Annotated in this window: 24 protein-coding genes, 1 other RNA gene and 1 riboswitch; of the genes, 16 read left to right on the forward strand and 9 right to left on the reverse strand. The window is 29.4% G+C overall.

Annotation, left to right across the window (positions count from 1 at the left end; all coding sequences use genetic code 11):
* Positions 1-16: 16 nt before the first annotated feature.
* Positions 17-1,366 carry a sodium:alanine symporter family protein gene (locus H5J23_RS08640; protein WP_185891770.1) on the reverse strand — a complete coding sequence of 450 codons (1,350 nt, stop codon included), beginning with the start codon at positions 1,364-1,366 and terminating at the stop codon, positions 17-19.
* A gap of 307 nt (positions 1,367-1,673) precedes the next feature.
* Here H5J23_RS08640 and brnQ point away from each other — a divergent pair, with 307 nt between their 5' ends.
* Positions 1,674-2,933, forward strand: coding sequence for a branched-chain amino acid transport system II carrier protein (gene brnQ, locus H5J23_RS08645; protein ID WP_185891772.1), 1,260 nt, complete (start codon positions 1,674-1,676; stop codon positions 2,931-2,933).
* A 25-nt stretch (positions 2,934-2,958) separates the two neighbouring features.
* Here the strand turns inward: brnQ and H5J23_RS08650 are convergent, their stop codons facing one another.
* The gene (locus H5J23_RS08650) at positions 2,959-4,245 is read right to left on the reverse strand and encodes an NCS2 family permease (RefSeq protein WP_023051826.1); all 1,287 of its coding nucleotides are present in this window, start codon (positions 4,243-4,245) and stop codon (positions 2,959-2,961) included.
* A 90-nt stretch (positions 4,246-4,335) separates the two neighbouring features.
* Positions 4,336-4,433, reverse strand: a riboswitch (purine riboswitch).
* Positions 4,434-4,547: 114 nt separating this feature from the next.
* Between H5J23_RS08650 and H5J23_RS08655 the strand changes: the two genes are divergently transcribed.
* The 6 genes from H5J23_RS08655 to H5J23_RS08680 all read left to right on the forward strand — a co-directional run bounded on the left by H5J23_RS08655 (position 4,548) and on the right by H5J23_RS08680 (position 10,091).
* A complete protein-coding gene (locus H5J23_RS08655; RefSeq protein ID WP_185891774.1) occupies positions 4,548-5,570 on the forward strand; it encodes a low specificity L-threonine aldolase in 1,023 nt (340 codons plus the stop codon).
* A gap of 148 nt (positions 5,571-5,718) precedes the next feature.
* Positions 5,719-6,216 (forward strand): PTS glucose transporter subunit IIA, encoded by a 498-nt coding sequence (locus H5J23_RS08660; RefSeq protein WP_023051824.1) that lies wholly within the window; start codon positions 5,719-5,721, stop codon positions 6,214-6,216.
* Positions 6,217-6,307: 91 nt separating this feature from the next.
* Entirely contained in the window at positions 6,308-7,150 is an 843-nt protein-coding gene (locus tag H5J23_RS08665) for a fumarate hydratase (RefSeq protein WP_023051823.1), read from the forward strand.
* Entirely contained in the window at positions 7,147-7,689 is a 543-nt protein-coding gene (locus tag H5J23_RS08670) for a Fe-S-containing hydro-lyase (protein ID WP_185891776.1), read from the forward strand. Before H5J23_RS08665 ends, H5J23_RS08670 begins: the two co-directional genes overlap by 4 nt.
* A gap of 24 nt (positions 7,690-7,713) precedes the next feature.
* The gene (locus H5J23_RS08675; protein WP_023051821.1) at positions 7,714-8,889 is read left to right on the forward strand and encodes an NADP-dependent malic enzyme; all 1,176 of its coding nucleotides are present in this window, start codon (positions 7,714-7,716) and stop codon (positions 8,887-8,889) included.
* A gap of 71 nt (positions 8,890-8,960) precedes the next feature.
* Positions 8,961-10,091 carry a transposase gene (locus tag H5J23_RS08680; RefSeq protein WP_185891778.1) on the forward strand — a complete coding sequence of 377 codons (1,131 nt, stop codon included), beginning with the start codon at positions 8,961-8,963 and terminating at the stop codon, positions 10,089-10,091.
* A 188-nt stretch (positions 10,092-10,279) separates the two neighbouring features.
* Here the strand turns inward: H5J23_RS08680 and H5J23_RS08685 are convergent, their stop codons facing one another.
* Complete coding sequence (locus H5J23_RS08685) at positions 10,280-11,590, reverse strand: hemolysin family protein (RefSeq protein WP_023051820.1); 1,311 nt, start codon at positions 11,588-11,590, stop codon at positions 10,280-10,282.
* Complete coding sequence (dapF, locus tag H5J23_RS08690) at positions 11,581-12,414, reverse strand: diaminopimelate epimerase (RefSeq protein WP_040406171.1); 834 nt, start codon at positions 12,412-12,414, stop codon at positions 11,581-11,583. The genes H5J23_RS08685 and dapF overlap by 10 nt, the downstream gene beginning before the upstream one ends.
* A 163-nt stretch (positions 12,415-12,577) precedes the next feature.
* Between dapF and H5J23_RS08695 the strand changes: the two genes are divergently transcribed.
* The 4 genes from H5J23_RS08695 to ffs all read left to right on the forward strand — a co-directional run bounded on the left by H5J23_RS08695 (position 12,578) and on the right by ffs (position 16,458).
* A complete protein-coding gene (locus tag H5J23_RS08695) occupies positions 12,578-14,167 on the forward strand; it encodes a ClC family H(+)/Cl(-) exchange transporter (RefSeq protein ID WP_023051818.1) in 1,590 nt (529 codons plus the stop codon).
* Between the two features lie 78 nt (positions 14,168-14,245).
* Entirely contained in the window at positions 14,246-14,971 is a 726-nt protein-coding gene (gene fabG, locus H5J23_RS08700) for a 3-oxoacyl-[acyl-carrier-protein] reductase (RefSeq protein WP_023051817.1), read from the forward strand.
* A 63-nt stretch (positions 14,972-15,034) separates the two neighbouring features.
* On the forward strand, positions 15,035-16,300 hold the full coding sequence (locus H5J23_RS08705) for a hypothetical protein (protein WP_185891780.1): 1,266 nt from the start codon (positions 15,035-15,037) through the stop codon (positions 16,298-16,300).
* A 58-nt stretch (positions 16,301-16,358) separates the two neighbouring features.
* Positions 16,359-16,458, forward strand: an RNA gene (gene ffs, locus H5J23_RS08710) — signal recognition particle sRNA small type.
* A 78-nt stretch (positions 16,459-16,536) separates the two neighbouring features.
* On the opposite strand, the gene efp is transcribed toward ffs, so the two are convergent.
* From efp to H5J23_RS08725, 3 genes are read right to left on the reverse strand one after another with little or no spacing between them, the layout of a single operon-like run.
* On the reverse strand, positions 16,537-17,100 hold the full coding sequence (gene efp / locus H5J23_RS08715) for an elongation factor P (protein WP_023051151.1): 564 nt from the start codon (positions 17,098-17,100) through the stop codon (positions 16,537-16,539).
* A gap of 11 nt (positions 17,101-17,111) precedes the next feature.
* Positions 17,112-18,275 carry an elongation factor P maturation arginine rhamnosyltransferase EarP gene (earP, locus tag H5J23_RS08720; RefSeq protein ID WP_023051152.1) on the reverse strand — a complete coding sequence of 388 codons (1,164 nt, stop codon included), beginning with the start codon at positions 18,273-18,275 and terminating at the stop codon, positions 17,112-17,114.
* Positions 18,275-19,231, reverse strand: coding sequence for an NADH:flavin oxidoreductase (locus tag H5J23_RS08725; protein WP_370523829.1), 957 nt, complete (start codon positions 19,229-19,231; stop codon positions 18,275-18,277). The genes earP and H5J23_RS08725 overlap by 1 nt, the downstream gene beginning before the upstream one ends.
* Positions 19,232-19,396: 165 nt before the next feature.
* Here H5J23_RS08725 and H5J23_RS08730 point away from each other — a divergent pair, with 165 nt between their 5' ends.
* The 4 genes from H5J23_RS08730 to H5J23_RS08745 are packed head-to-tail and all read left to right on the forward strand — an operon-like array spanning position 19,397 to position 22,942.
* Positions 19,397-21,019: an ABC-F family ATP-binding cassette domain-containing protein gene (locus H5J23_RS08730; protein ID WP_023051154.1), complete on the forward strand. Its 1,623-nt coding sequence runs from the start codon at positions 19,397-19,399 to the stop codon at positions 21,017-21,019.
* 60 nt (positions 21,020-21,079) lie between these two features.
* A complete protein-coding gene (locus H5J23_RS08735; protein ID WP_023051155.1) occupies positions 21,080-21,610 on the forward strand; it encodes a chromate transporter in 531 nt (176 codons plus the stop codon).
* On the forward strand, positions 21,607-22,143 hold the full coding sequence (locus H5J23_RS08740; RefSeq protein ID WP_185891783.1) for a chromate transporter: 537 nt from the start codon (positions 21,607-21,609) through the stop codon (positions 22,141-22,143). Before H5J23_RS08735 ends, H5J23_RS08740 begins: the two co-directional genes overlap by 4 nt.
* 31 nt (positions 22,144-22,174) lie before the next feature.
* A complete protein-coding gene (locus H5J23_RS08745; RefSeq protein ID WP_023051157.1) occupies positions 22,175-22,942 on the forward strand; it encodes a sulfite exporter TauE/SafE family protein in 768 nt (255 codons plus the stop codon).
* Positions 22,943-22,980: 38 nt separating this feature from the next.
* On the opposite strand, the gene H5J23_RS08750 is transcribed toward H5J23_RS08745, so the two are convergent.
* Complete coding sequence (locus tag H5J23_RS08750) at positions 22,981-24,288, reverse strand: ATP-dependent endonuclease (RefSeq protein ID WP_023051158.1); 1,308 nt, start codon at positions 24,286-24,288, stop codon at positions 22,981-22,983.
* Between the two features lie 259 nt (positions 24,289-24,547).
* Here H5J23_RS08750 and H5J23_RS08755 point away from each other — a divergent pair, with 259 nt between their 5' ends.
* Positions 24,548-25,720 carry an IS110 family transposase gene (locus H5J23_RS08755; protein WP_185890899.1) on the forward strand — a complete coding sequence of 391 codons (1,173 nt, stop codon included), beginning with the start codon at positions 24,548-24,550 and terminating at the stop codon, positions 25,718-25,720.
* Positions 25,721-25,870: 150 nt separating this feature from the next.
* On the opposite strand, the gene H5J23_RS08760 is transcribed toward H5J23_RS08755, so the two are convergent.
* Positions 25,871-26,326, reverse strand: coding sequence for a DUF2147 domain-containing protein (locus tag H5J23_RS08760; RefSeq protein WP_023051159.1), 456 nt, complete (start codon positions 26,324-26,326; stop codon positions 25,871-25,873).
* Positions 26,327-26,335: the final 9 nt, after the last annotated feature.

Genomic DNA, 26,335 nt, shown 5'->3' on the forward strand with positions numbered 1-26,335 from the left:
CATAACTTTACATAATTTATGGGTTTATTTTAGCACATCCCTTTAATTTTTGCTCGTATTTTTCCAAATATACAATACTTTCGTTTATTAGGGGAGCTATCGCTACAATATTAATTACAGTCATTAATCCTAATCCAAAGTCAGCTAAAGACCAAACAAAATAATTTTGTTCAACTCCACCAACATAAACCATCCATACAACTATCAATTGATAACCTGTATTTACTTTAGGATTCTCACTAATAAATTGTAATGCGTTTCTTCCATAAAAAGTAACTCCCAGTATCGTGCTAAAAGAAAAGAAAAATAATATTATTACTGTAAAGGGTATTCCTATCCAGCCAATATGACTTTTTAAAGCTTCTTGGAATAGCACCATTCCATTTAGCTCACTTAACCTAGAATCACTTGCTAATAACACAACAAAGGCTGTTGCGCTGCAAATAACTAATGTATCCACAAAAACACTTAATGATTGAACCATTCCTTGTTTTACAGGTTCATCTACATCTGCTAAGGCTGCTGCGTAATTCCCGTTACCACTCCCTGCCTCATTAGAAAACAACCCTCTTCTTACTCCTTGCATGATTGCTCCACCTAAAGCTCCTCCTGCAAATTGATTTATTCCAAATGCTGCCGAGAATATTTTTCCAAAGACCATTGGTATTTCTGTTATATTAGTTAAAAGAACATATAATACAACTGCTAAATACATAAAAGCCATTACAGGAACAATTTTATTTAATGCTATTACAATTTTATCTTTTCTTCCTTTACCAAAAATTGTTATTGCAACTAATAATGCCAATATTACTGAAATTATTGTTGGATTTAATTTATAAGCTCCAACTACTGACTCAGTTACAGAGTTTGCCATAACTTGAATAACTCCAATATAACATATTACCGAAGCTACTGCATAAACTATTCCTAACCATCTCTTTTTTAATCTATTTTTTATAACCCACGGTGTCCCACCTCTATAATTTCCATTAGAGTCTTTTTCCCTATGAACTACAGATAGAACTGATTCAACAAATGCTGTTGAGGCCCCTAGTAATGCTACTATCCACATCCAAAACAATGCCCCAGGTCCTCCTATAGATATAGCTGCTACAACTCCAGCTATATTTCCTGCTCCTACTCTACAAGCTGTTCCTAAATAAAAAGCCTCTAAAGAACTTATTTTTTCTCCAGTTGTTTTTTCACCTTTTAAAGTTTTTACTATTTCTCCAAATAATCTAATTTGCATAAATTTGGTTTTATAGCTGGCATATAAAGCCATCCCAATAAGCATTACCACAAGTACATTTTTTTCCCATAAAATTGCATTAGTTCCATTTATTATAGACTTCAATATTTCCATAATGACTCCTCCTTAATTTACCCTTAATATTTTCTAAAATAATCCTAACATTTATTTTTCCTACTTAATAGATAACAATTTTTTTATTTTTTTGTTCGTATTTTTGGAAAACAAACCCATTGTTTTTAAAGGGTTCTTGTATTTTTTTCTAAACTTTATTGTTCTATATACCATTTTTTTAGTACATTCATACCTTTTTTTCATTATTTTATTCTTGATTTTTTTCTGATTTTTTGATACAATTTTTCTAATTATTTAAACACACACATTTTTTTATTACAATAATACTAATTTTTTGGAGGTTACAATGAATAAAAAGAAAGAAATTTTAATTTTAGGTTTCGCTCTATTCTCTATGTTTTTTGGAGCAGGAAATTTACTATTCCCACCTTCTGTTGGAGTAGCTGTAGGAAAGGATTGGTTTGAGGCTGGTCTAGGATTTTTTCTAACTGGAATTGGTTTACCACTACTTGGAATTCTTGCATTCACAAAAGTTGGAAGTCTAGATGAGTTTGCAAATAAAGTTTCAAATAAATTTAATACAATCTACTCTACTATATTAATATTAGTTATAGGTCCTCTATTTGCTATACCAAGAACAGGATCAACTACTTTTGAAATGGGAGTTTTACCTTTATTTCCTAATTCAAACCCTACTATTATAGCTGTGTTAACATCTGTTATTTTCTTTGGGGTAACTTTATTCTTAGTTTTAAATGAATCAAGTATAACTGATATTCTAGGTAAATTTTTAACACCTATTATCTTATTAATTCTTTCATTAATAACTATTTTAGGAATAACTAGCGATTTAGGAACGCCTGTTGACTCTATAATAAATGGAAACCCTTTCTCTTATGGATTTGTTAGTGGTTACCAGACAATGGATGCTTTAGCTTCTGTTCTATTTGGAGTTATAATTATTAGAGGACTTGAAGGAAAGGGAGTAACTGATACAAATGAACAAAAATCTTTTTTAAGTAATGCTGGATTTATTGCTGCTATTGGTCTTGGATTTATCTATTTAAGCTTAATCTATTTAGGAGCACAAATTAGTAGTATAAAAGGTCTTACAACTGCTCAAACAACATTAACTTTAGCAGAACTGACTCTTGGAAATATTGGGAAAATAGCTTTTGGAATTTGTGTTGCTGCAGCTTGTTTAACAACTTCTGTAGGATTAGTTGCTTTAGCTAGTGAATGGTTTTCAAAACTATTTAAAATATCTTATAAAAAAATAGCTCTTGGAATTTGTATTTTCTCAACAATACTTTCTGTTGCAGGATTAGACTATATAATTAGTTTATCTGTACCTGTTTTAGTAATACTTTATCCAGTTACTATCGTTCTTATTTTACTAAATATTTTTGGTATTAAAAATCACTTTACCTTTAAATCTGTTGTTGTAGTAACTTTAATAATCAGTATAGCTGAAATGTTAAAAGTAGATTTAAGCTTTATTCCTCTTGCTAACCACGGATTCCCTTGGATTATACCAGCTTTAATAGCTTTTGGAATATCTTTTACCTTTAAAACTGAAAAACTAACTTTAAAAAAGAATGCATAAAAAAAAGGAGCTAAGCTCCTTTTTTTTATTTAAACATTAACTCTACAACTGAGAAAAATCCTATCGCCCACATTATAGGCTTTACATGTGTAATTTTCCCACCAAATAAACATACTAATATGTAAGAAATAAATCCAAAAGAAATTCCAATTGATATGCTATAAGTTAATGGCATCATTATTATTATTAAGAAACAAGGTATTGCAACTTCTATATTATGAAAATCTATATCCAATAAATTTTTAAACATATAAACTCCTACAAGTATTAAAGCTGGAGCCGTTGCAAATGCTGGTACAACCCCTATAATTGGAGAAAAGAATAGTGAAATCGCAAATAATACCGCTGTTGTTAGCGCTGTTAATCCTGTTCTTCCACCAACTGCAATTCCTGAAGCTGACTCTACAAATGTTGTAGTTGTTGATGTTCCTAATAAAGAACCTATTACTGTCGCTATTGCATCAGCCTCTAATATTTTACTAACATTTTTTATCTTACCTTTTTCATCTATCATTTCAGCTTCATGAGCACAAGCCATTATAGTTCCTAAAGAATCAAATAAATCGACAAACATAAATGAAAAAATCGATCCTAAAAATATTGGCTTAATTGCTCCTAAAACATCAAGTTTTAAAGCAATTGGTGCTGGACTTGGAGGCATTGATATTATTTGTGATGGTAATTGAACTGCACCAAATATAATTCCTAAAACTGTTGTAGCTACAATTCCTATTAAAATTCCACCCTTAACTTTTTTCATCTCTAAGAATCCCATAATTGCAAAACCTACTAATCCTAAAACAACATTTAAATTAAATTTCCCTAAAGCCACCACTGTTGCTGGATTGCTTACAATTAATCCCATTCCCTGCATTCCTATAAAAGCTATAAATAAACCTATTCCCGCTCCCACAGCTAACCTAATCTCAGCTGGTATAGCATCAATTATTTTCTCTCTCAATCCTGAAAATGTTAGCGCTAAGAAGATAACTCCAGATATAAATACTACTCCTAAAGCCTGTTCCCATGTCGCTCCATTTCCTAAAACAAGTGTAAAAGTAAAAAATGCATTTAATCCCATTCCTGGTGCCATAGCTAATGGTGCATTTACCCAAAATGCTGTTATAGCCGTTCCTATCGCTGATGCTAAACATGTTACTGTTATTAATGCACCTTTATCCATTCCCGTCATTGATAATATTGAGGGATTAACAAATATAATATATGCCATTGTTAAAAATGTTGTAACCCCCGCTATTATCTCCTGTTTTACTGTCGTTCCGTGCTCTTTTAATTGAAACAATTTTTCCATGTTTCCCTCCTAGATTTATTTTAATATTTTATAATAATTACTGACTAAAATAAAAAAGACCTGCAAAAACAGGTCAAAAAACTTAATAAAAAATACTAAGTTGTGACCCATAGAAAGCTATTTAAGGTAGCTCGTAGAAACTCTCCGCCGTATTCGGAGTATATATGGTTCAAATTAAATATAATCTTTACCTAAATATTAAAGATTTCTTCCAATTTTGTCAAGTTTTATTTATTTTTGCTTTTTATAAAGAAAAAAACTATAATGTATTAAAATAAATATACTGGGAGGTAATATAATTTATGAAAAAATCTTTTGCTAGTGATAACTATAGTGGTGTCCATCAGAAAATTTTAGAAAAAATAATTGAAGTTAATAACGGCCACGTTTCTGCTTATGGAGCAGATGAAATCACTCAAGAAGCGATTGAATGCTTCAAAGATATATTTGGGGATGTTGAAGTGTTTTTTGTATTTAATGGTACTGGAGCCAACGTATTAGCACTAGAAGGAATGAAAGCTCGAGCATCTGCTGTTATAACTCCTGAGAATGCTCACATTGTGCAAGATGAAACTGGAGCTCCTAGCAAGATAACTGGTATGCAACTTCTTACAGTTCCAAGTACAGATGGAAAACTTGACTTAGAAGCTGCTCAAAAATGGTTAACTTTTAAAAATAACTTTCATAAACCAAAAGCTGAAATTATTTCAATCAGCCAAACTACAGAATATGGAACTGTTTATACATTAGATGAAATTAAAGCTATTTCTAATTTTGCTAAGGAAAATAATATGCTTTTACATATGGATGGAGCAAGAATTTCTAATGCTGCTGTAGCCTTAGGATGTTCTTTTAAAGAGATGACTGGAGATTTAGGAGTTGATGTTTTATCTTTTGGTGGTACTAAAAATGGATTAATGTTTGGTGAAGCTCTTATATTTTTCAATAAAGAATTAGCTAAAGAATTTTCTTGGATAAGAAAACAAAATCTTCAATTGTATTCAAAAATGAGATTTATGTCTGCTCAATTCATTCCTTATATAAAAAACAATATTTGGTTTGAATGTGCTAAAAATGCAAATGATATTGCTCAATATTTAAAATTAGAGTTAGAAAAAATTGAAATACCCGTAACAAAAGAAGTTTTAGCTAATGCTGTTTTTACTATTTTACCTAAAGAAATAATTTCTGAACTTCAAAAGTCTTTTTATTTCTATATATGGAATGAAAATATCCATGAAGTAAGACTTGTTACATCTTTTGACAGCACAAAAGAGGATGTTGATAATTTTATTAAAAAAATAAAAGAATTACTAGGAAAATAAATAAATCTTATGATATAATTTATTTATAGTACATAGATTTTTCTTTTATTCTTTGTATGCTTTTTTTTAAAAATATTATTGATTTAATGAACTAAATGTGAAATAATATTACATATATTTCGCATTTTATTTGAAAGGAGATTTGACTATGGGATTATTTGATTTCTTTAAAAAGAAAAAAGAGGATGAATGGTTTAATATCTATTCACCATTAAACGGAAAAGTTATTCCTTTAAGCGAAATACCAGATGACGCTTTTTCTCAAAAAATGATTGGAGATGGATGTGGAATTGATCCTACTGAGGGAGCAATCTGCTCACCTGTTGCTGGTGAAATTGATATTTTCGCTACTAACCACGCTGTTAGTTTTGAAGTTCCTAACGGACTTGAGTTAATAGTTCACTTTGGAATTGACACAGTAAAATTAAATGGAGAAGGATTCACTAGAATTGCTGAACCTGGATCAACTGTAGAGGTTAAAGATGAGCTTATTAAATATGATTTAGCTTACATTAAAGAACATGCTAAATCAACAAAGACTCCTGTTATTATTGCAAACATGGACCAAGTTGAAGCACTTGAAGTAGTTGCTTCTGGAGATGTTAAAATAGGAGACCTTTTAATGAGAGTTAAAATCAAAAAGTAGTTTTTTAAGAAGGTGCCTCTTTACTATTTAGGAAAGGATGGTACCTTTCTTTATTAATAAAAAAGCATACACGGAAATTTAAGGAGGAAAAATGAAAGTACTAGATTTAGATTTAGTTACTAATGAAGTTGCTAGACTTTGTATTGAAGCTAACTACTTTATTGGCAGTGACGTTTTAAACAAAATTAAAGAATGCCAAAAAACAGAAACTAGTGAGTTGGGGAAGGTTATTTTAAGTCAAATTATTGAGAATGACGAGATTGCTGCAAAGGATAATGTTCCTATGTGTCAAGATACTGGTCTTGTTGTTGTTTTCTTAGAAATTGGAACTGAAGTTAAAATCAATGGAGATATTTACTCTGCTGTTAATGCTGGAGTTGCCAAAGGATATAAAGATGGATATTTAAGAAAATCTGTTATTAGACATCCTCTAGATAGAGTTAATACACAGGATAATACTCCTGCTGTTATCCACACTAAACTTGTACCTGGTTCTGATAAAGTTAAAATTATTGTAGCTCCTAAAGGTGGTGGGTCTGAAAATATGAGTACATTAAAAATGTTCAAACCTGCTGATGGAGTAGAGGGTATTAAAAAGTTTGTTGTAGATAGTATTAAAAACGCCGGTGGAAACCCTTGTCCTCCTATCGTTGTTGGTGTTGGAATTGGTGGAAACTTCGAAAGATGTGCTGAGTTAGCTAAAGAAGCTCTTCTAAGAGAAATTGAAGATGTTAATCCTGATCCAATTGCTGCAGCGTTAGAAGCTGAACTTTTAAAATTAATAAATGATACTAATGTTGGTCCTCAAGGTCTTGGTGGAAAAACTACTGCTCTTGCCGTTAAAGTTGAAACTCAAGCATGTCACTTTGCATCTTTACCAGTTGCTGTTAACTTAAATTGCCATGCTGCTAGACACAAGGAGGTAACATTATGATAAAATTAACTACTCCGTTAAGAGATGAAGATATAAAAAAATTAAAATCTGGTGATGCTGTTTCTATAACTGGTGTTATTTATACTGCTAGAGATGCTGCACATGCTAGATTAGTTAAACTTTTAGAAGAAGGTAAAGAACTACCTTTTGATGTAAAAGGACAAATTATCTATTATGCTGGACCTACTCCTGCTAAACCTGGGCAACCTATTGGAAGCTGTGGACCTACTACTAGTTATAGAATGGATTCATACTCTCCTGCCATTTTAGATCAAGGTTTAAAAGGAATGATTGGAAAAGGTGCAAGAGATCAAAAAGTTAAAGATTCTATTGTTAAAAATGGAGCTATATATTTTGCAGCTGTTGGTGGAGCCGCTGCATTAATTGCTAAGTCTGTAAAAAGTAGTGAAATCATTGCTTATGAGGATTTAGGTGCTGAAGCAATTAGAAGACTTGAAGTTGTTGACTTCCCAGCAATCGTTATAAATGATTGCGAAGGAAATGACCTATATGAAATAGCTAGAAATAGCTCAAAATAAATTTAATTAAAGGGGTAATATATTATGTCTACAGTTTTTGAAAAATCTTTAAAGCTACACGAGACTCATTCAGGAAAAATTGAAGTTGTGTCAAAAGTTGCTGTTACAAATAAAGAGGAACTAAGTTTAGCTTATTCTCCTGGAGTTGCTGCTCCTTGTTTAGCAATAAAAGAAAATGTTGAAAATGTATATAAATACACATCTAAAGGAAATATGGTTGCTGTTGTTACTGACGGTTCTGCTGTACTAGGTTTAGGAAACATTGGTCCTGAAGCTGCTCTCCCTGTTATGGAAGGAAAAGCTATTCTTTTTAAACAATTTGCAGATGTTGACGCTTTTCCTATCTGCTTAGATACACAAGATACTGAAGAGATTATTAAAGCTGTTAAATTAATCGCACCTGGATTTGGGGGTATAAATTTAGAAGATATTTCTGCTCCTAGATGTGTCGAAATTGAAACAAGATTAAAAAATGAACTTGATATTCCTGTTTTCCATGATGATCAACATGGAACAGCCATTGTTGTTGTAGCTGCTCTTATCAACTCATTTAAATTAGTTAATAAATCTTTTGAATCTGCTAAATTTGTTGTTAGTGGAGCAGGTGCTGCTGGTAGTTCAATTATCAAACTTCTTATTAAAATGGGTGCAAAAGACATTGTTGTTAATGATATTGATGGTATTATAAACAGAGACGATAAAGCTAACTACAATTTCTTAAAATCAGAAATAGCTGATATTACAAATCCTGAAAATATTAAAGGTGGACTTAAAGAAGCTGTTATTGGAAGAGATGTTTTCATAGGAGTTTCTGCTGCTAATATTTTATCAGTTGATATGGTTAAAACTATGAATAAAGATGCTATTGTTTTTGCTATGGCTAACCCTAATCCTGAAATTATGCCTGAAGATGCTATTGCAGGAGGAGCAAAAATTGTAGGTACTGGTAGATCTGACTACCCTAATCAAGTTAATAATGTTTTAGCTTTCCCAGGAATATTTAGAGGAGCTCTTGATGCTAAAGCTAAAAAAATAACTGAAGAGATGAAAATTGCTGCAGCTGTTGGAATTGCTAAATTAATTCAGGACGATGAAATAACACCAGAATATGTTATCCCTAATGCTTTTGATCCAAGAGTAGCTACTGTTGTTGCTGAAGAGGTTAAAAGAATTGCTAAAGAACAAAATATAACAAGATAGTAAAAAATAGCAGCTCACAAAATAACGTGAGCTGCTTTTCTTTTCCCTTCATAACGTTGTATAATATCATCATGAATAAAAATACTAAACCTTTAAAATATATCTTTGAAAATCATTTCCATCAAACTTGGAATAATATTAAACATAAATTCCCTAAAAACCTTCACTCTTCTATCTGGAATAATGTTTCCAAATTTTTAGATTGTGGCGATATTTCGCGAGGATATACTGCTTTTAAATGCAATCAATGCTCGCATATGCATATTGTTGGTTTTTCTTGTAAATCTAGATTTTGCTCTTCTTGTGGTAAAATCTATGCTGAAAATTGGGCACTTAATCTTAAAGAACAACTCTTTGATGTTCAACATATTCATGCTGTTTTTTCTTTACCTACTGGATTTTGTAGAGATTTCTTCTTTTCCCATCGGTTTAAACTTCAAGATCTTGCTAAAGCTGCTTATCAGTCTCTTAAATATGTATTTAAAAAATCTGGTATCCATTCTTTTGGAGCTATTGTTAATATTCATACATTTTCAAGAAATCTTGATTGGAATCCTCATATTCATTGTATTTTTACTTATGGTGGATATAAAAAAAATGATCAATGGAAAGAACTTAAATCTATTCCATACCCTGCGCTTAAAAAATCTTGGCAAAAATGTTCACTAGATATTATCGCAAATTTTGCTAAAATTAATAATAATATAAATTTAAAAAATAAAATTTCTTTGTGTTATCGTAAATACAACGATGGATTCTATGTAAAGTCTGATAAAAAAATTAATAATATTTTTGAAATTGCTAAATATATTGGACGATATCTCGCGCGTCCTGCAATAGCTGAATATAGGATTACTGATATTACGGACTCCTCTGTTACATTTTGGTATCAAAAACCTGACTCTCCAAAGAAAATATTTCTAACTCTTCCCATGACTCAATTTATTGGAAGATTATTAGCACATATTCCACCTAAAAACTTTAAAATGATTAGAAGATTTGGGCTATATTCTAGAAGATATAAAAATAAAAAACCCAAGAAAATTAAGCTTTTTAAAGGCAAAATTTCTTGGGCTGAACGTATTTTTAAAACCTTTAAGACGAATCCATTAATTTGCCCTAAATGTAACTCTAATCTTGTTCTTTTAGAAATATTCCATATTAAATATGGTGTAATATTTCCTAAAACTGGTTTTTCTTAATACGTTGACTCAAATAACTATTCACCCGCACAACACCTGCGGTATTTTGTGGTATTCACAACTTTGAGCTTTCGCATTATTATACTATTTTTTTTGTCTTATCTCAAATTTTTCAGTGTTTTTTTGCCTAAATTTTTTCTATAATTTCCTTATATAATAAAAAAGGTAGCCTGCAAAGCTACCTTTTTTTATTCATTCTCATTATTTTCTAAATCATCCTCTGATTTCTTTTCCTCTTTTATAACTAAAAGTTGGTCTATTTTAAAGTTATCTACATCTACCACTTCAAAACTATAACCATCAAACTCTATGTGGGCACCTTTTTTAGGTATACTTTTCAACATATACATCATAAAGCCAGCTATTGTTTCATAGCTATCCTCTTCTGGAAACGCTTCTATTTCTAGAACTTTTTTTACATCCTCAGTAGCTGTAACCCCATCTATTAGCCAAGAGCCATCTCCTCTTTTTATTATATATTCCTCTTGCATTGGGTAAACTACGTCTCCCATCAAAGTCGAAACAACATCATTTAAAGTTATAACTCCTACAACATGAGCATACTCATTTAATATTACAGCAAAGTCCTCTCTAGCTTCATTAAATCTATCTAGCATCTCTGAAAGAGTAAGTGTATTAGGAATAATCAAAATATTTCTATTTGTTATCTCTTTTATATTTTGAAGTCCACTAGATTCTCCTTTTAAAATTCTAGGTAAGATATCTTTTGAACCAACATATCCATATATAGAATCTATATCACTCTCACAAACTAAGAATTTAGAATGTGGGTACTCTGCTATTTTTTGTTTTATACTTTCTTCTGTCTCTTCTAAAGTAAAATATACTATTTCATCTCTCGTTGTCATTGCTGATGATACCCATCTTTGCTCAAGTTCAAATACATTTTCAATTAGATGGTGCTCTTTTGTATGCACTACTCCTGCTTCTGCTCCCGCATCTACTAACGCAAAAATATCATCATGGGTTATTAGTTCATCTCTTGAGTTTGGTGTATTAAACACTTTAAAAACTAAATTAGCCACACCACTAAATATAAATACAATTGGTGTTAAAATCTTTATTGTTAAAGTCATTGGATTTACTAAAGTAAGCGCTATTTTTTCTGGATAAACCATTGCTAATCTTTTTGGTATTAAATCTGCAAATTCTATAAAACAACCTGTTACAAATATAAATGATATCAAAAATGCTATTGTTGGATTTCCTATATATTTATTTATTATTGGTGATAATATTCCATCTCCAATTATACCGGCTAATATAGCTACTATATTTAATCCTATTTGTACAGTTGTAAAAAAGTTTCCTGGATTACTTTGAAGATCAATAACTTTTTTTGCATTTTCATTACCTTCATCCACTAATAATTGTAATTTAATTTTTCTTGCTCCTGCCAAAGATATCTCTGCCATAGAGAAAAATGCACTTATCAAAATTAAAAAAAGAATAAACATTAATTTTTCTGCTATTCCCATACTATCTCTCCTTTAAATGTGGTTTCTGCTGTTCCTATCATAAATACCTCATCCCCTTGTAATTTAATTTTTAATACTCCACCCTCTGTTTCTACAACTACTTCATCTTCGACTAATCCTAATAAATTAGAAATATAAACTCCTGAACATGATCCTGTTCCACAAGCTAGTGTTCTTCCAGCTCCTCTTTCCCATGTTTTTATTTTTATTCTACATTTATCTAAAATTTGAATAAAATTTACATTTATATTTTTAGGAAATAATTTATCTTTTTCAATCTTTGCTCCCAAAGTATTTACATCAATACTCTCCAAATCTTCTCTTATTATTACTGCATGCGGAACTCCAATTAATACAGCTGAAAAAATTATATCTTCACCATCAATACTTATTTTTTCATTTATAACTTTATTTTTTTCTATTAATACTGGAATCTCTTTAGAATTTAATCTTGCTTTACCCATAGATATCATTATTGATTGCACTTTATTTTTATCATCTATAGTTAAATAAGCTGTTTTTATTCCATCACCTGTCTCTATTGTTATTTCGCTTTTTTTTATGATTTCCTCTTCATAAATAAATTTTGAGAAACATCTAATTCCGTTTCCACACATCTCACCTTTTGAGCCATCTGAATTATAATAAACCATTTTTATATCAGCTTTTTGACTCTCCTCCGCAATCATTATACCATCTCCTCCAACTCCATAACGTCTATCACAAAGTTTTTTGGCCATCTTTGAATAATTTTCATATTTATTTTTTACTCCATTAAAAAGTAAAAAATCATTACCAGCTCCTTGCATTTTATTAAATTTCAAATTAATCACCTCATTAGTATAACTTTCTATTACATTACATTATATTCTACCCTATCCTTTCATTTAACGCAACCCCCTTCACTTTTGTTTGATTCTACTTTACTTTTCATAGGTTTTGTGTTAATATTCCCAAGTAGTACAATATGTCATCAAGGAGATTTTTATGAGCAGAAAAAGAGAAATCAAAAATCATGTTGAACTTCTCCAAAAAGGAAATAGAGGTCTGTATGGACTCTCTCTTCTTGTAGGTGTTATTACTGGAGTTATCGTATCTATTTACAGATATGGTTTAGGAATTGCTGGTAATCTTAGAGAACACTATATTAGTAGGGAACTTCTTACAAATCCCTCTAAACTTCTTTTAATATGGGGAATTTTTATCGTTATAGGTCTTTTTGTAGATTATTTATCTAGAAAATTTCCTACAACAGGTGGAAGTGGTATTCCACAAGTTAAAGCTTTAATTTTAAGAAAACTAGATTATATCTTTTGGGTAAAAGAACTTTTAGTCAAATTCTTTGGTGGTTTACTTGGTATTGGAGCTGGTTTATCTTTAGGTAGAGAGGGTCCTTCAGTACAATTAGGATCATATATTGGATATGGATTTACTAAAATTTTTAAAAGAAATTATACTGATGAAAAGTATCTTGTAACAGCTGGTTCAAGTGCTGGTTTAGCCGGAGCCTTTGGTGCACCATTAGCTGGAGTTATATTTAGCATGGAGGAGCTTCATCGTTTCTTTTCTTCTAAACTTATTATCTGCACATTCTTAGCTAGTATTTGCTCTAATTTCGTAGCTAGAAGAATTTTTGGAATGGATCCATCTTTTAATTTAAATATTAAGTATCCTACAGATGTTAATCCGTATTTTCAATTTTTATTTTTTATAGTTTTTGGAATTGTCATTGCATTTTTTGGAAAGCTTTTTACAGTTTCACTAATTAAAACACAAGATATTTTTAAAGGAATTAAACTTCCTAGAGCCGTAAAAATATCATCTGTTATGACATTATCGTTTATTATATGTTTTGTTATGCCTGATATAACAGGTGGTGGACATCACTTAGTTGAAGAGTTGCCTCATCTTAATCAAACAATACTATTTCTTTTATTAGTTTTTATTGTTAAGCTATTGTTTACAACAATATCATATGCAACGGGATTTCAAGGTGGTATATTCTTACCAATGCTTGTTTTAGGTGCTATTCTTGGAAAAATTTATGCACTTACACTTATAACAACTTTTAATCTTCATAGTGATTTTGTCATTCACTATATGATTTTAGGAATGGCTGGATTTTTTGTTGCCGTTGTTAGAGCTCCTATAACTGGAGTTATTCTAATTTTAGAAATGACTGGTAGCTTTGATCATCTTTTAGCAATTGCAACAGTTTCTATAGTAGCATACTATATTACAGATATTCTAAAATTAGAGCCTATTTATGAAATTTTATACGAAAGAATGCCTAAGAAAAAAATTGAGGATGACTTCGAAGAAGATCGTCATGAGCATCATGAAAAGACACTAATTTGTATTCCTGTTTCTGCAGAATCCGAATTCGATGAAAAATTAATAAGAGATGTTGCTTGGCCTAAAAATACTCTTGTTGTTGCCATCAGAAGAGGAGAAACTGAGTATATTCCTAAAGGAAGTAGTAAAATTCTTGCTGGTGATGTTTTAGTTCTTTTACTTCCAGAAAAACAAGCTGATAAATTAAATGAAACTTTATTCAAAATGGGAACATCTCACTAATTTTTTAAGGAAATTATTGACATTTTTTTAAAATGATTATACTATTAAATGACACATGTATTTTATAGGAGGATCTATATGAATAGAATAGAAGGAAAAATTGCTTTAGTTACTGGAAGTGCTAGAGGAATTGGAAGAACTATAGTTGAGAAGTTAGCTTCTGAAGGTGCTGAATTAGTTATATCGTGTGATATGGGTGAAGCTACTTTTGAACAAACTAATGTTAGACATGAAATTTTAAATGTAACTGATAGAGATGCTATTAAAGAATTAGTTAAAAAAATAAAAGATGAATTTGGTAGAATTGATATTCTTGTTAACAATGCAGGTATTACTAAAGATGCACCATTTGTAAGAATGAGTGAAGATGCTTGGGATGCTGTAATTAATGTTAATTTAAAAGGAGTTTTCAATATGACTCAAGCTGTTGCTCCTTTAATGACTAAAAATAAAAAAGGATCAATTGTTACTATCTCATCTGTTGTAGGTTTATACGGAAACATTGGTCAAGCTAACTACGCTGCTACTAAAGGTGGAGTTATTGCAATGACTAAAACTTGGGCTAAAGAATTAGCTAGAAAAGGTGCTCAAGTTAGAGCTAACTGTGTTGCTCCTGGATTTATCTCTACTCCAATGACTGACGTTTTACCAGAAGATGTTATCAATGGAATGCTTGAGAGAACAGCTTTAGGAAAATTAGGAATGCCTGAAGATATTGCTAACACTGTATTATTTTTAGCAAGTGATGAATCTTCATACATTACTGGACAAACAATTGAAGTTAGTGGTGGATTAGCATTATAATTAAAACAAATTATTTAAAGGCAGGAAATTTATTTCTTGCCTTTAATATTTTAGGAGGATTTTATGAAAAACAAAATGCTAGTTTTTACATCTAGTATTTTAATATTTTTAATTATTCTTTTTTGGGGAAAAAATATATATTTTAAAAATATTATCACAAAACAGCTTTCAACTTCTTTTAAGCAAGAAGTAACTATTAAAAAAGCTAATTTTAGTTTTTTTAATAACTCTTTTGAATTAAAAAATTTATCTTTAATTGAATATAACATTTCAATTGAAAATGTTGAATGTAAAATGGATTTCAAAACATTTTTTAAATCTAAAAATAACTTTACTATTAGCAATTTAACTCTTAATGGAATTAGCTTTAATAATAACTTGATATCTTCACCCCTTACTAACACAAATAATTCAAATGAAAAAACTACTGAATTTCTTAAAGAAATTGACGATAAAATTCAGTTTGATAAAAATTTATCTAAATTTTTTAGCTCTAGTTTTAATAAAGATAATTTTTCAAAAACTCTATCTAATAATTTAATAAATTTTTTAATTCAAAATACTGATTATATTGATGTAATTATACAAAAAGAGATTAATATACAATTTAAAGAACAAATTAATAACTTTTCTAAAAAAACAAAGGATCTTTTATTAAAAATAAAAAATCACAATAATTTAGAAAAAAATACAAATATTTTTATCGAAAATATATCTTTTTCTGGAAAAATATCAAAAATAGATTTTAATGGTTCTTTTAAAGATTTTAATACTAATTTATCTAAAAATATATCTTTACCTTTGAATATATTCTTATCACATGAAAATGGAAGCGGTAAAGTTTATGGAGATATTAATACAAATACTTTAGTTGGTAATATCTACGTTAGTCTTTCTAATTTTAATGTTCATTCTTTTTATAAAGTAAATAACTATATTTCAAATGGCACTTTATCTAGTGAACAATTAATATCTATTTCTGGAGAAACTCTTAAAATTGACGGAACAACTATTATTGATAATATTAAATTAAATAAAGACTTTATTTTAAATTCTCCTAAATTAGACGATATTAAAAAAAATATTCTTGAAGAGCTTATAAAATTAACTGAAAATAACTATCATACTCTATCTACTACTAATCATTTTTCTAATAATACAGATATTGTTACAATCAAAACTTCAATTCCAAATGAAGTTAAGAGAACTTTAATAAATAACCGAGAACTTTTTAGTGTTTTTTTAGAAAATCAATTAAAAAATAAATATGAAAATAATCTTAAAGAAAAAAAGAATAGAATCAAAAATTTCTTTAAAAATATTTTCTAATTTTTTTACTTGTATTTTTATTTATTTAATGATATAATTACATATGTCACAAGTGTGGTGGCAGGAGCCCTATGGCGTATTATTATCGAACCGTGTCAGGTCTGGAAGGAAGCAGCACTAAGGTATTTAATACGGGTATAAGATTACTCCTGTTATCCCTTGTGGCATTTTTATTTTTTGGATATTTTATAATTAAACAAAAAAGGTTGAAGATATAATCTTCAACCTAATTTTTATTACTTTTTAATTCTCTCTACATATTCGTTAGATCTTGTATCAATCTTGATCCACTCATCTTGCTCAACGAATAAAGGTACTTGAATTTCGAATCCAGTATTTATTTTAGCTGGTTTCATTACTTTTCCAGAAGTATCTCCTCTTAATCCAGGCTCAGTATAAGTTACTTGTCTCTCAACGAAAGTTGGTAACTCAACAGCAACTGGAGTTGACTCGTAGTAAACTACCTCTAATTCCATTCCCTCTTCTAAATAGTTTAAAGCATCTCCTAAATCCTCATCTTTTAACTCGATTTGATCCCAAGTCTCAGGATTTGAGAATACATAGAAATCTCCATCATTATATGAGTAAACAGCTTTAACTTTATCAAGTCTGATATCGTCCATTTTATCGTCAGCTTTATATATAGCGTCAGATATATTTCCGTTTAATAAGTTTTTCATTTTGTACTTCATTACAGCAGCGTTTCTTCCTGATTTGTTATACTCTGCTTTTAAAATTACGTAAGGATCGTTTCCAATCTTTACTGTACTTCCAGCTCTTAATTCTTGAGCAGTTTTCATAATTGAACCTCCTAATATTTTAAAATAAATTCATTTAATTTATCTATAAGATTACATTTTAATTCAATGTACTCTGAATAGCTTTGAGAAAGTTTTGAAATATTTTCAAACTCTTTAAAAAAATCATCAAATTTTTCATTTCCCAACTCCAATGAGTTACTATCTCTTAAATTATAATCTCTTAATAGCTTTGTGTGAATACCTAACTCTTTATTCAATCCTAAACTTTTTAAGGTTTCATCATATCTTTTTATAAAACCATCAATCTTATCCATATGAGCCATTTCCTCTTGTAAATATATATGCCATACAAAGGGTTTTCCCGTTAGTAAAGCTCTTACAAACGAATCCTCTCCTCTAACAAAATTATAATCTGCTAAATTTATCAATTCTTCATATTCCTCTTGTTCTAAAAATGGCATAAATTTAATTAGAATATTTTTATATTTATAAATTCCTTCACTTGAATAAGTAAAATTTAAATTTTCAATTATCTTATTTATACTCATTTGAGATTTTTCACCAAGTATTAACAAGCAATTTTCCTTACCATTTTCTAATAAGACATCTATTAATGGTAAAAAGTTTTTTTCATAACTAAATATCGTTCCTAAAAAGTAACTTTCATCTATTTCAGGTATATATTTCTCTAAATAAAACTTTTTATTTTCTAAAACACTTTTTTTTCTATTTAAAAATAACTTATCTACTATTACTCCACCACTTTTTTCTGTAAATCCTGGCATAAAGAAAAATTTCTTTAATTTTTCAGCTCCAAGAGGTGACTCCATAAGGTGTATCCCTTCTATCCAATCTTCCCCAGACAAATACTCCAGATTTATTAATAGTGATGATTCTAGTTTAGCTTTTTCTAAATACGTCTCTAAAATGTTACATCCAAAGGCCTCTATTATAACATTTGCAGGAGAAAATGTACATATATTTTTAGCTAAATATTCGTTTGTCATATAAATAATTCCATCTATCTCTTGATAGTCTGTATCTTTTGCTTTTTTATTCATATTTACAAATTCATTTACTCTATTTAAAATAACTCTTATTTTAACATTATCATTATAAAAAGTTTTTAACTCTTTTGCAAGTCTATATACTACTCCAATGTCTCCAAAATTATCGATAATTTCACAAAATATATCTAAACTTTTTATAATCATTACTTCACCATTTTTCCTGTTCTTTTATAATACTCTTTTTTAGCAAACTCTACCCAATTAGGTCTTGCTATCATTCCTCTACCTATTGCTACAAGATCTAACATTTCACTTTCTATCAACATACTTGCCTGTTCTTCACTTTTAATATTTCTTACACCTATTACAGGAATATTAACATGCTTTTTTATTTCAACTCCTAAATAAACCACCCAATCAAATGGAAAATTTTTAGGAATATCTATTTTTACTTCTTGTTTTTTTTCTGGACTTGGAACACCTGAGGATACGTGTATTAGATCAATTCCTATAGCTTCTAAATATTTTGCTATTGCTATTCCATCTTCTAATTCAGGCTCATTTCCACCCATTCTATAACCCAATATAAAGTTATCATCAAATAAATTCTTTGTTCTTTCAACTAAAGTTTTTGTAAAATACATTCTTTTTTCAAAAGATCCTCCATATTTATCATCTCTAATATTCCACAATCTAGAGTTTAATTGAGATATCAAGTATGTATGAGCTCCGTGTATTTCAACTCCATCGAACCCAGCTTTTTTGGCTCTTTTAAACGCTTCTACGAATTGGTCTAAAATTTTATCTAAAACTTCTTCTGGAACTCTTGCCACTTCATCTTTAAATCCTGCGTGATGAATTTGAATTAGCATTGGAACATCATATTTTTTACCAATATCTGCCACTTTTGACAATCCTTCAATAAAAGAATCATCCCATATTCCTATCTGATTATCCCTTAATTTTCCATCTTCTGCTACACAACTAGCTTCAACAATAATTAATCCTGTTCCACCTTCTGCTACATCTTTATACCACTCTAAAAGCTCCTCAGTTACATATCCATCTTTTCCTACCATTGAAAATCTAACTAGTGGTGGTAAAACAACTCTATTTTTTAACCTCTTATTTTTTATATCCAAAGGAGTAAATAAATTCACTCTTTTTCCTCTCTTTCTTATATAAATTTTATAGAATATTCTAACATAATTTAAAAAAAAAGAAAATATATTATATTTCCTATTCTTAAAATTCATGATATAATATTTAAGATATGTGTTCAAAATTTAAATTTATATTATAAATATTTAGGAGGAAGTTTTTAAATGATAGCAACTAGTAATCTAAGTATGAGATTTTCTGGTAGAAAGCTTTTCGAGGATGTAAACGTTAAATTTACTCCTGGAAACTGTTATGGACTTATTGGAGCTAACGGTGCTGGAAAATCAACATTTGTAAAAATACTTTCAGGGGATTTAGATCCTACTGAGGGAGAAGTAATCTTTGATAAAAATAAAAGAATGGCTGTTCTTAAACAGGATCACTTTGCTCACGAAGATGAGTCAGTTATAAACGTTGTTTTAATGGGACATACAAAACTTTGGAAAATAATCGAAGAGAGAAATGAAATTTATGCTAAAAGTGAATTCTCTGATGAAGATGGTATGAGAGCTGCTGAACTTGAAGGAGAGTTTGCTGAATTAAATGGATGGGAAGCTGAAACTGAAGCTGAGATGCTTTTAACAGGTCTTGGAATAACAGCTGACCTACATTATAAATTAATGAGAGAATTAAGCGAACCTGATAAAGTTAAAGTTTTACTAGCTCAAGCTTTATTTGGAAATCCTGATGTTCTATTACTTGACGAGCCTACAAACGGACTTGATATTCAAGCTATAGCTTGGCTTGAGGAGTTCTTAATGAATTTAGAAGATACTACTGTTATTGTTGTATCTCACGATAGACACTTCTTAAACAAAGTTTGTACTCACATAGCTGATATCGACTATGGAAAAGTTAAGATGTATGTTGGAAACTACGACTTCTGGTACGAGTCTAACCAATTAATGCAAACATTAATAAATAACAAGAATAAAAAATTAGATCAAAAAAGACAAGAACTTCAAGAGTTCATTGCTAGATTCAGTGCTAACGCATCTAAATCAAAACAAGCAACTTCTAGAAAGAAACAACTTGAGAAATTACAACTTGAGGATATGCAAATCTCTAATAGAAAATATCCATTTGTTGAATTCAAACCTGAAAGAGATGCTGGAAACAATCTTCTTAAAGTTGAAAACCTTACAAAAGTTATCGATGGAGTTAAGATTTTAGATAACGTATCATTTACAATAAATACAAATGATAAAGTTGTATTTATTTCTCAAAATGATATTGTTAAAACGACTTTATTCTCTATATTATCTGGTGAAATGGAAGCAGATAGCGGAACTTATACATGGGGAGTTACAACTACTCAAGCATATATGCCTAAAGATAACTCTGCATTCTTTGAGAACTGTGATTTAGATTTAATTGATTGGTTAAGACAATATTCTCCTGATCAGCACGATGCTTTTGTTAGAGGATTCCTAGGAAGAATGTTATTCTCTGGAGAAGAAGCTACTAAAAAGGCTAAAGTTCTTTCTGGAGGAGAAAAAGTTAGATGTATGTTATCAAGAATGATGCTTACTAATGCAAATGTTTTAATCTTTGATAACCCTACTGACCACTTAGACCTTGAGTCAATCACATCTCTTAACAAAGCTTTAACTAATTTTAAAGGAACTATATTATTTGGAGCTCACGACCATGAGTTTATCCAAACTGTAGCTAACAGAATAATTGAAATAACTCCAAGTGGAATTGTTGATAAGTTAATGGAATATGACGATTATATTGCTGACGAAGAGTTACAAGCTAAAATTAAAGATATGTACAATGTATAATTAAATAAATATAAAAAGCAGAGGTCTTCCTCTGCTTTTATTTCAATTAAGGGGGTTTTTATGTTAGAACTTTTTCTTACTTTTTTTAAGATTGGAATGTTTACCTTCGGAGGTGGATACGCCATGATTCCACTTATAGAGAGAGAAATGATTTATGGAAAAAAATGGATTGATAAAGATGAGCTTCTTGAAATAATCTCTATTTCACAAATGACACCTGGTCCTATTGCTATTAATGCTGCTACTTTTATTGGAAAAAAACGTATGGGTGTTTTAGGTTCTATTGCTGCTACTTTAGGAGTTGTTGGACCTTCTCTTTTAGTTATTATTATAATTTCTGCATTTTTTGCCAAAAGTTTTCTAAATCCTGTAATGCAAAAATTATTTATTGGTCTAAGAGCAGGAATTGCTGCACTTATTTTATCTTCTGTTATTAAACTTTCTAAAAATACTTTAGTTGATAAATTAAGTTATTCTATATTTTTTATATCTCTATTAAGTTTAGTTCTGTTTAATGTATCACCTATATTCTTAATTCTATTCTTTGGAATTGGTTGTATTATATTTTTCACTATTAAGGGGGACAGATGATATACTTTACGCTTTTTTATGAATTTTTTAAAATAGGACTTTTCTCTTTTGGTGGTGGGTTAGCAATGCTTCCTCTTATGCAAGATGTAGTTTTTAGACAAAATTGGTTAACAGAACAACAATTTTTAGATATCATTGCAATCTCTCAAGTTACACCTGGTCCTATTGCTATTAATACAGCAACTTTTGTTGGACATCAGGTTGCTGGAATTCCTGGGGCTTTCGTAGCTACCTTCAGTTCTGCCTTACCCTCTTTTATAGTTATCCTAATTGTAGCTAGTATTTTTTATAAAATAAAAGATAATCCTAAAAAAGACCTATTCTTTAGAGGAGTAAAACCAGTTACTCTAGCTCTTATATCTTTTGCTGGAATAATTATTGCTAAACCAACTTTTTTTGTAAGTGATTACTCTCAAGGAATCAAAGCAATTTTTATTTTTCTTATTGTTTTTTTAGGAACCAAATATATTTCTAAAATCAATCCTATAATTATTTTATTACTGACATCTTTACTTGGTATTTTTATTTTTTAAACTTATCTAATTTAACATCTTAGGAGGTCTCATGTTTTTTATTTATTTTATAACTGCCATTTGTGCTACAACTTTAGGATCTTTAGCTGGACTTGGTGGGGGAGTAATTATCAAACCTGTTCTTGATGCTTTAGGAGACTACAATCTATCTACAGTAGGAGTCTTATCTTCTGTTACAGTTTTTTCTATGGCACTTGTAGCTACTATTAAACAATTTAAATCTGGATTTAAAGCTGACTTTAATACAATTATTTTAGCTATTGGATCTATTCTGGGGGGAGGTATTGGAAAAAAATCTTTTGATATTTTTTTAAGTCTTTTTAAAAATGAAAGTTTCGGAAAAGGAATTCAAGCTTTAATTTTAATAGCACTTTTAAGTTTGGTTTTACTTAAAGACTATCTTCCAAAATATAAAATTAAAAATATTTTTATTATATTTTTAGTTGGACTTTTTCTCGGTGGAATCGCTTCATTTCTTGGCATTGGAGGCGGACCAATTAATGTAGCTATTTTAGTTATGCTTTTTGCTTTTCCTACTAGAAATGCTGCTATTAGCTCTGTATTTATAATTTTATTATCTCAGTTTTCAAAATTGTTTTTAATCTTTATTGGAACGGGATTTTCTATTTATAACTTGGAGATGTTACCTTTAATGGTTATAGGTGGTATTCTTGGAGGACTTATTGGAGCAAAACTTAATCATCGATTATCAAATGAATATATTGAAAAAATATTTAATATTTCTATTATTCTTATAATTTTATTAAATATTTTCAATGTTTATAAAGCTTTTAATTGATATTTTATAAAAAAGATAGAGTTTTTTAATCTCTATCTTTATTTATATATTCTTTTTATTTTTTCTTCCAATTTCAAAGGAATTTCGTATTCATCTTCACTTATTTTTTGGAGAGTATAGTATGGTTTATTTTTATAATTTTTTCGTTCTCTTTCTTCTTGATAAACCTCTTCCTCAATATCATTTTCAAACTCTATATAATCACCTATATATTTATTTATAAGTCCTTTTATTTTTTTATTTTTCATATTAGAATTTTCTATTTCAGTCTCATTTCTCCACTTATGATTATCCTTATCATAAACTGCAACATATGGTATCTTATATGCATTTAAAATTTTTATAAATTGCGGAATAATACTTTTACTTCCACACTCTACTATTGAATAATTATAATTATAAATCCCTAATTTTTTAGCTAAGTAAGATAGTGCTATTTTATCTGTTTGTCCTTCAACTAATATTACTTTTTTGGCAAAAAACATCTCTCCTCTATCCGGGTTTATCCAATAATTCATATTGAAATTTTTTATTTCATCACCATTTAAAAGTTTTCCAGTATATTGATAAACTTTTATGTCGTTTTTTATTTTTTTTATCAAACAAATTGACTTATACTGCTTTAATCCCACAAAATAGCTTGAGTGAGTTTCCATAACTATTTGAACCCCAATCTCTGATAATTTAATCAATAGAGAATACATCTCTCTGCTTCTTTGAGGGCTTAAATGTAATTCTGGTTCTTCAAATATTAAAAAAAGATTATCCAATTTTCCATTTAAATTATTCTTATAGTATTCAATGTCATCTAAAATATTTTTTAAAAAACTAAATAAAACTTTTCTTTGTAAGCTTTGAGATAAAAAATTATCTTTTAAATATTGAATTTTACTTTCTAGTTCTTTTACTATTTTACTTTCATTGTTTTCTAAAATAAAAATATCTCTTATTTGGCATAGTGCATCATAAACTCCCACGTCTTTAGATGTAATTATTATTCCATTTATTGTCAAAAGTTTATTTTTAACTTCATCTAATCTCAACTCTTTTTCTTTTCCATGATTCAAAATAAAATATCTACTATCTTCTCCTAATTTTTTTAATAATTTAAAAGTACAAAAGCCTAAAGTTTTTTCAAAATATTTTATTTTTATCTCTATATCCATATTCTCATTCTTAAAATCACTATTTTGAATCTCATATTTCCCTAAAATAGCCGAAAGACTTTTTAAAATACTAGTTTTACCTTTATTAGATTCACCAATTAATATTAATAATTTTTCAAACTCAATATTCAAATAGGTAATATTCTGCCAATTCTTTATGCTTAATCTTTTTATCTCCATTTTTTCACCTCGTATAATGAAGATATAAAAATCTTCATCAATTTATCTGTTATAATTTACTAAAGTGCTGTGGATTATTATTTTCACCTATAGCTAGTTCAACTAGACTATTTTAATATAGGCTATAACCACAGCTTTATACTAATTTGTTAATTAGTTAGATAACGCTTGACGTTTTATATAGGACGAGGATACATTCAGTATAAAGCTTTAGTGGAAAATAAACAGTACTTTTAATATATTTTCAAGGTGGTGAATTATGATTTATGTAGGAATTGATATCGCGAAAGACAAACACGACTGCTACATTGTTACCTCTGATGGCGTTCTTATCAGCGATAATTTAAGAATCACAAATACTCTTGAAGGATTTAATACTCTTTACTCCATTATCTCCTCAAACTGTCAAGTCGCTAGTGATGTGCGTATAGGGCTTGAATCTACCGGTCATTACGGTATCAATTTAGAAAATTTCTTGCGTACCAAGGGATACCAACTTACGGTATTTAATCCCCTTGCTGTAGCTTCCTTTAGGAAGTCTCAAACACTAAGAAAAACCAAAACTGACAAAGTTGATGCTAAGTTTATTACAACCTTGCTATTCAACTCAGACCAAACCCCAACAGCACTTGTATCTGATGAAATTAGAGAATTAAAATCTCTAACTAGACACCGTTATAGATTAATCGGACAGTGTGCTAAATTAAAAGTTTCTGTCTCGCGTTTACTTACAATTTTATTTCCCGAACTAGGGACGTTAATATGGTCGATACATCAAAAATCTAGTTATGCTATGCTTTTAGAGTTTCCAAGTGCTCATGATATTTCTAACTGTCATTTAACTAAATTAACTAATCTTTTATCCAAAACCTCAAAGGGAAAGTATGGAAAAGATAAGGCAATAGCTTTAAAAAATCTAGCTTCCAAATCTATTGGCATCAATAGTAGTGGAACTTCTTTTGAGCTTCAACAAACAATTAGAATAATTAATTATTATTTAGATGAAATTTATATTTTAGATAAGAAAATCAAAGAACTTCTTATTCAAATGAAAACACCATTGATAAGTATACCTGGAATCTCTTATACGCTAGCATCGATTATATTATCTGAAGTTGGAGATATCTCGCGATTTCAAACTCCAGCTAAATTATTGGCTTTCGCAGGATTAGAACCTTCTGTTTACCAATCAGGAAAGTTTCAAGCCACAGGGACTTCAATGGTAAAAAGAGGTTCTACGTATCTTCGATGGGCAATCATACAAGCTGCACGCTTAGTAGCAATGCGTGATCCTACATTCAAACTTTATCAGGAGAAAAAGAAGAATGAAGGAAAACATCATTATGTTGCAATTAGTCATACATCTAAGAAGCTACTTAGAGTAATTTTTCATCTTTTAAAGAATAATATTAATTTTGTTCCACAAAACTAAATATTTTAATGATTTTATTTTTTAAAAGGCGACTTTAAAATTTCTCAAAGAGTCGTCTCCTAGAAACACGCCCATATTTTTTAAAAAATTCTAAAAAATATTTTAGAAAAAACAAAATTATATACTTGACTTCATATAGTTAGTCTACTTTTATTTTGGTAGTTGTACTCTTTTAACTTTCATAGAATAACCTAAAACTCCCCAAGGATCAATTGATCCTTTTAAACTTAGTGTATTATCATCAATAACTTTCGCTGAACCATAATACTTTTTTCCATTCCAAGAATCATATATCCACCCATCTACTAATGAAGTTCCTTGTTTATTTAATTTTAACCCTCCAACAACTTGTAAATCCATAACTTTTCTTTTTCTTAAACTTGAGTTAGGATTTTTTCTATCTATCTGTTCAATCCCTTCCATAGGATCACCTTCTGGATAGGTTAAATCTTTTAACCATCTTACATATCCTACATACTCTTTATTTACTTTTTCAATCTGAATTATTACTTTTCCATCTGGCATCTCCCAATACCCAACATACGGATCTTTAGAAAAAAGCTGACTAACTATGACTAAAAATAAGATTATAGAATATTTTTTCATCCTTCCTCC

The organism is Cetobacterium sp. 2G large, assembly GCF_014250655.1.
GTDB classification, from domain to species: Bacteria; Fusobacteriota; Fusobacteriia; order Fusobacteriales; family Fusobacteriaceae; genus Cetobacterium_A; species Cetobacterium_A somerae.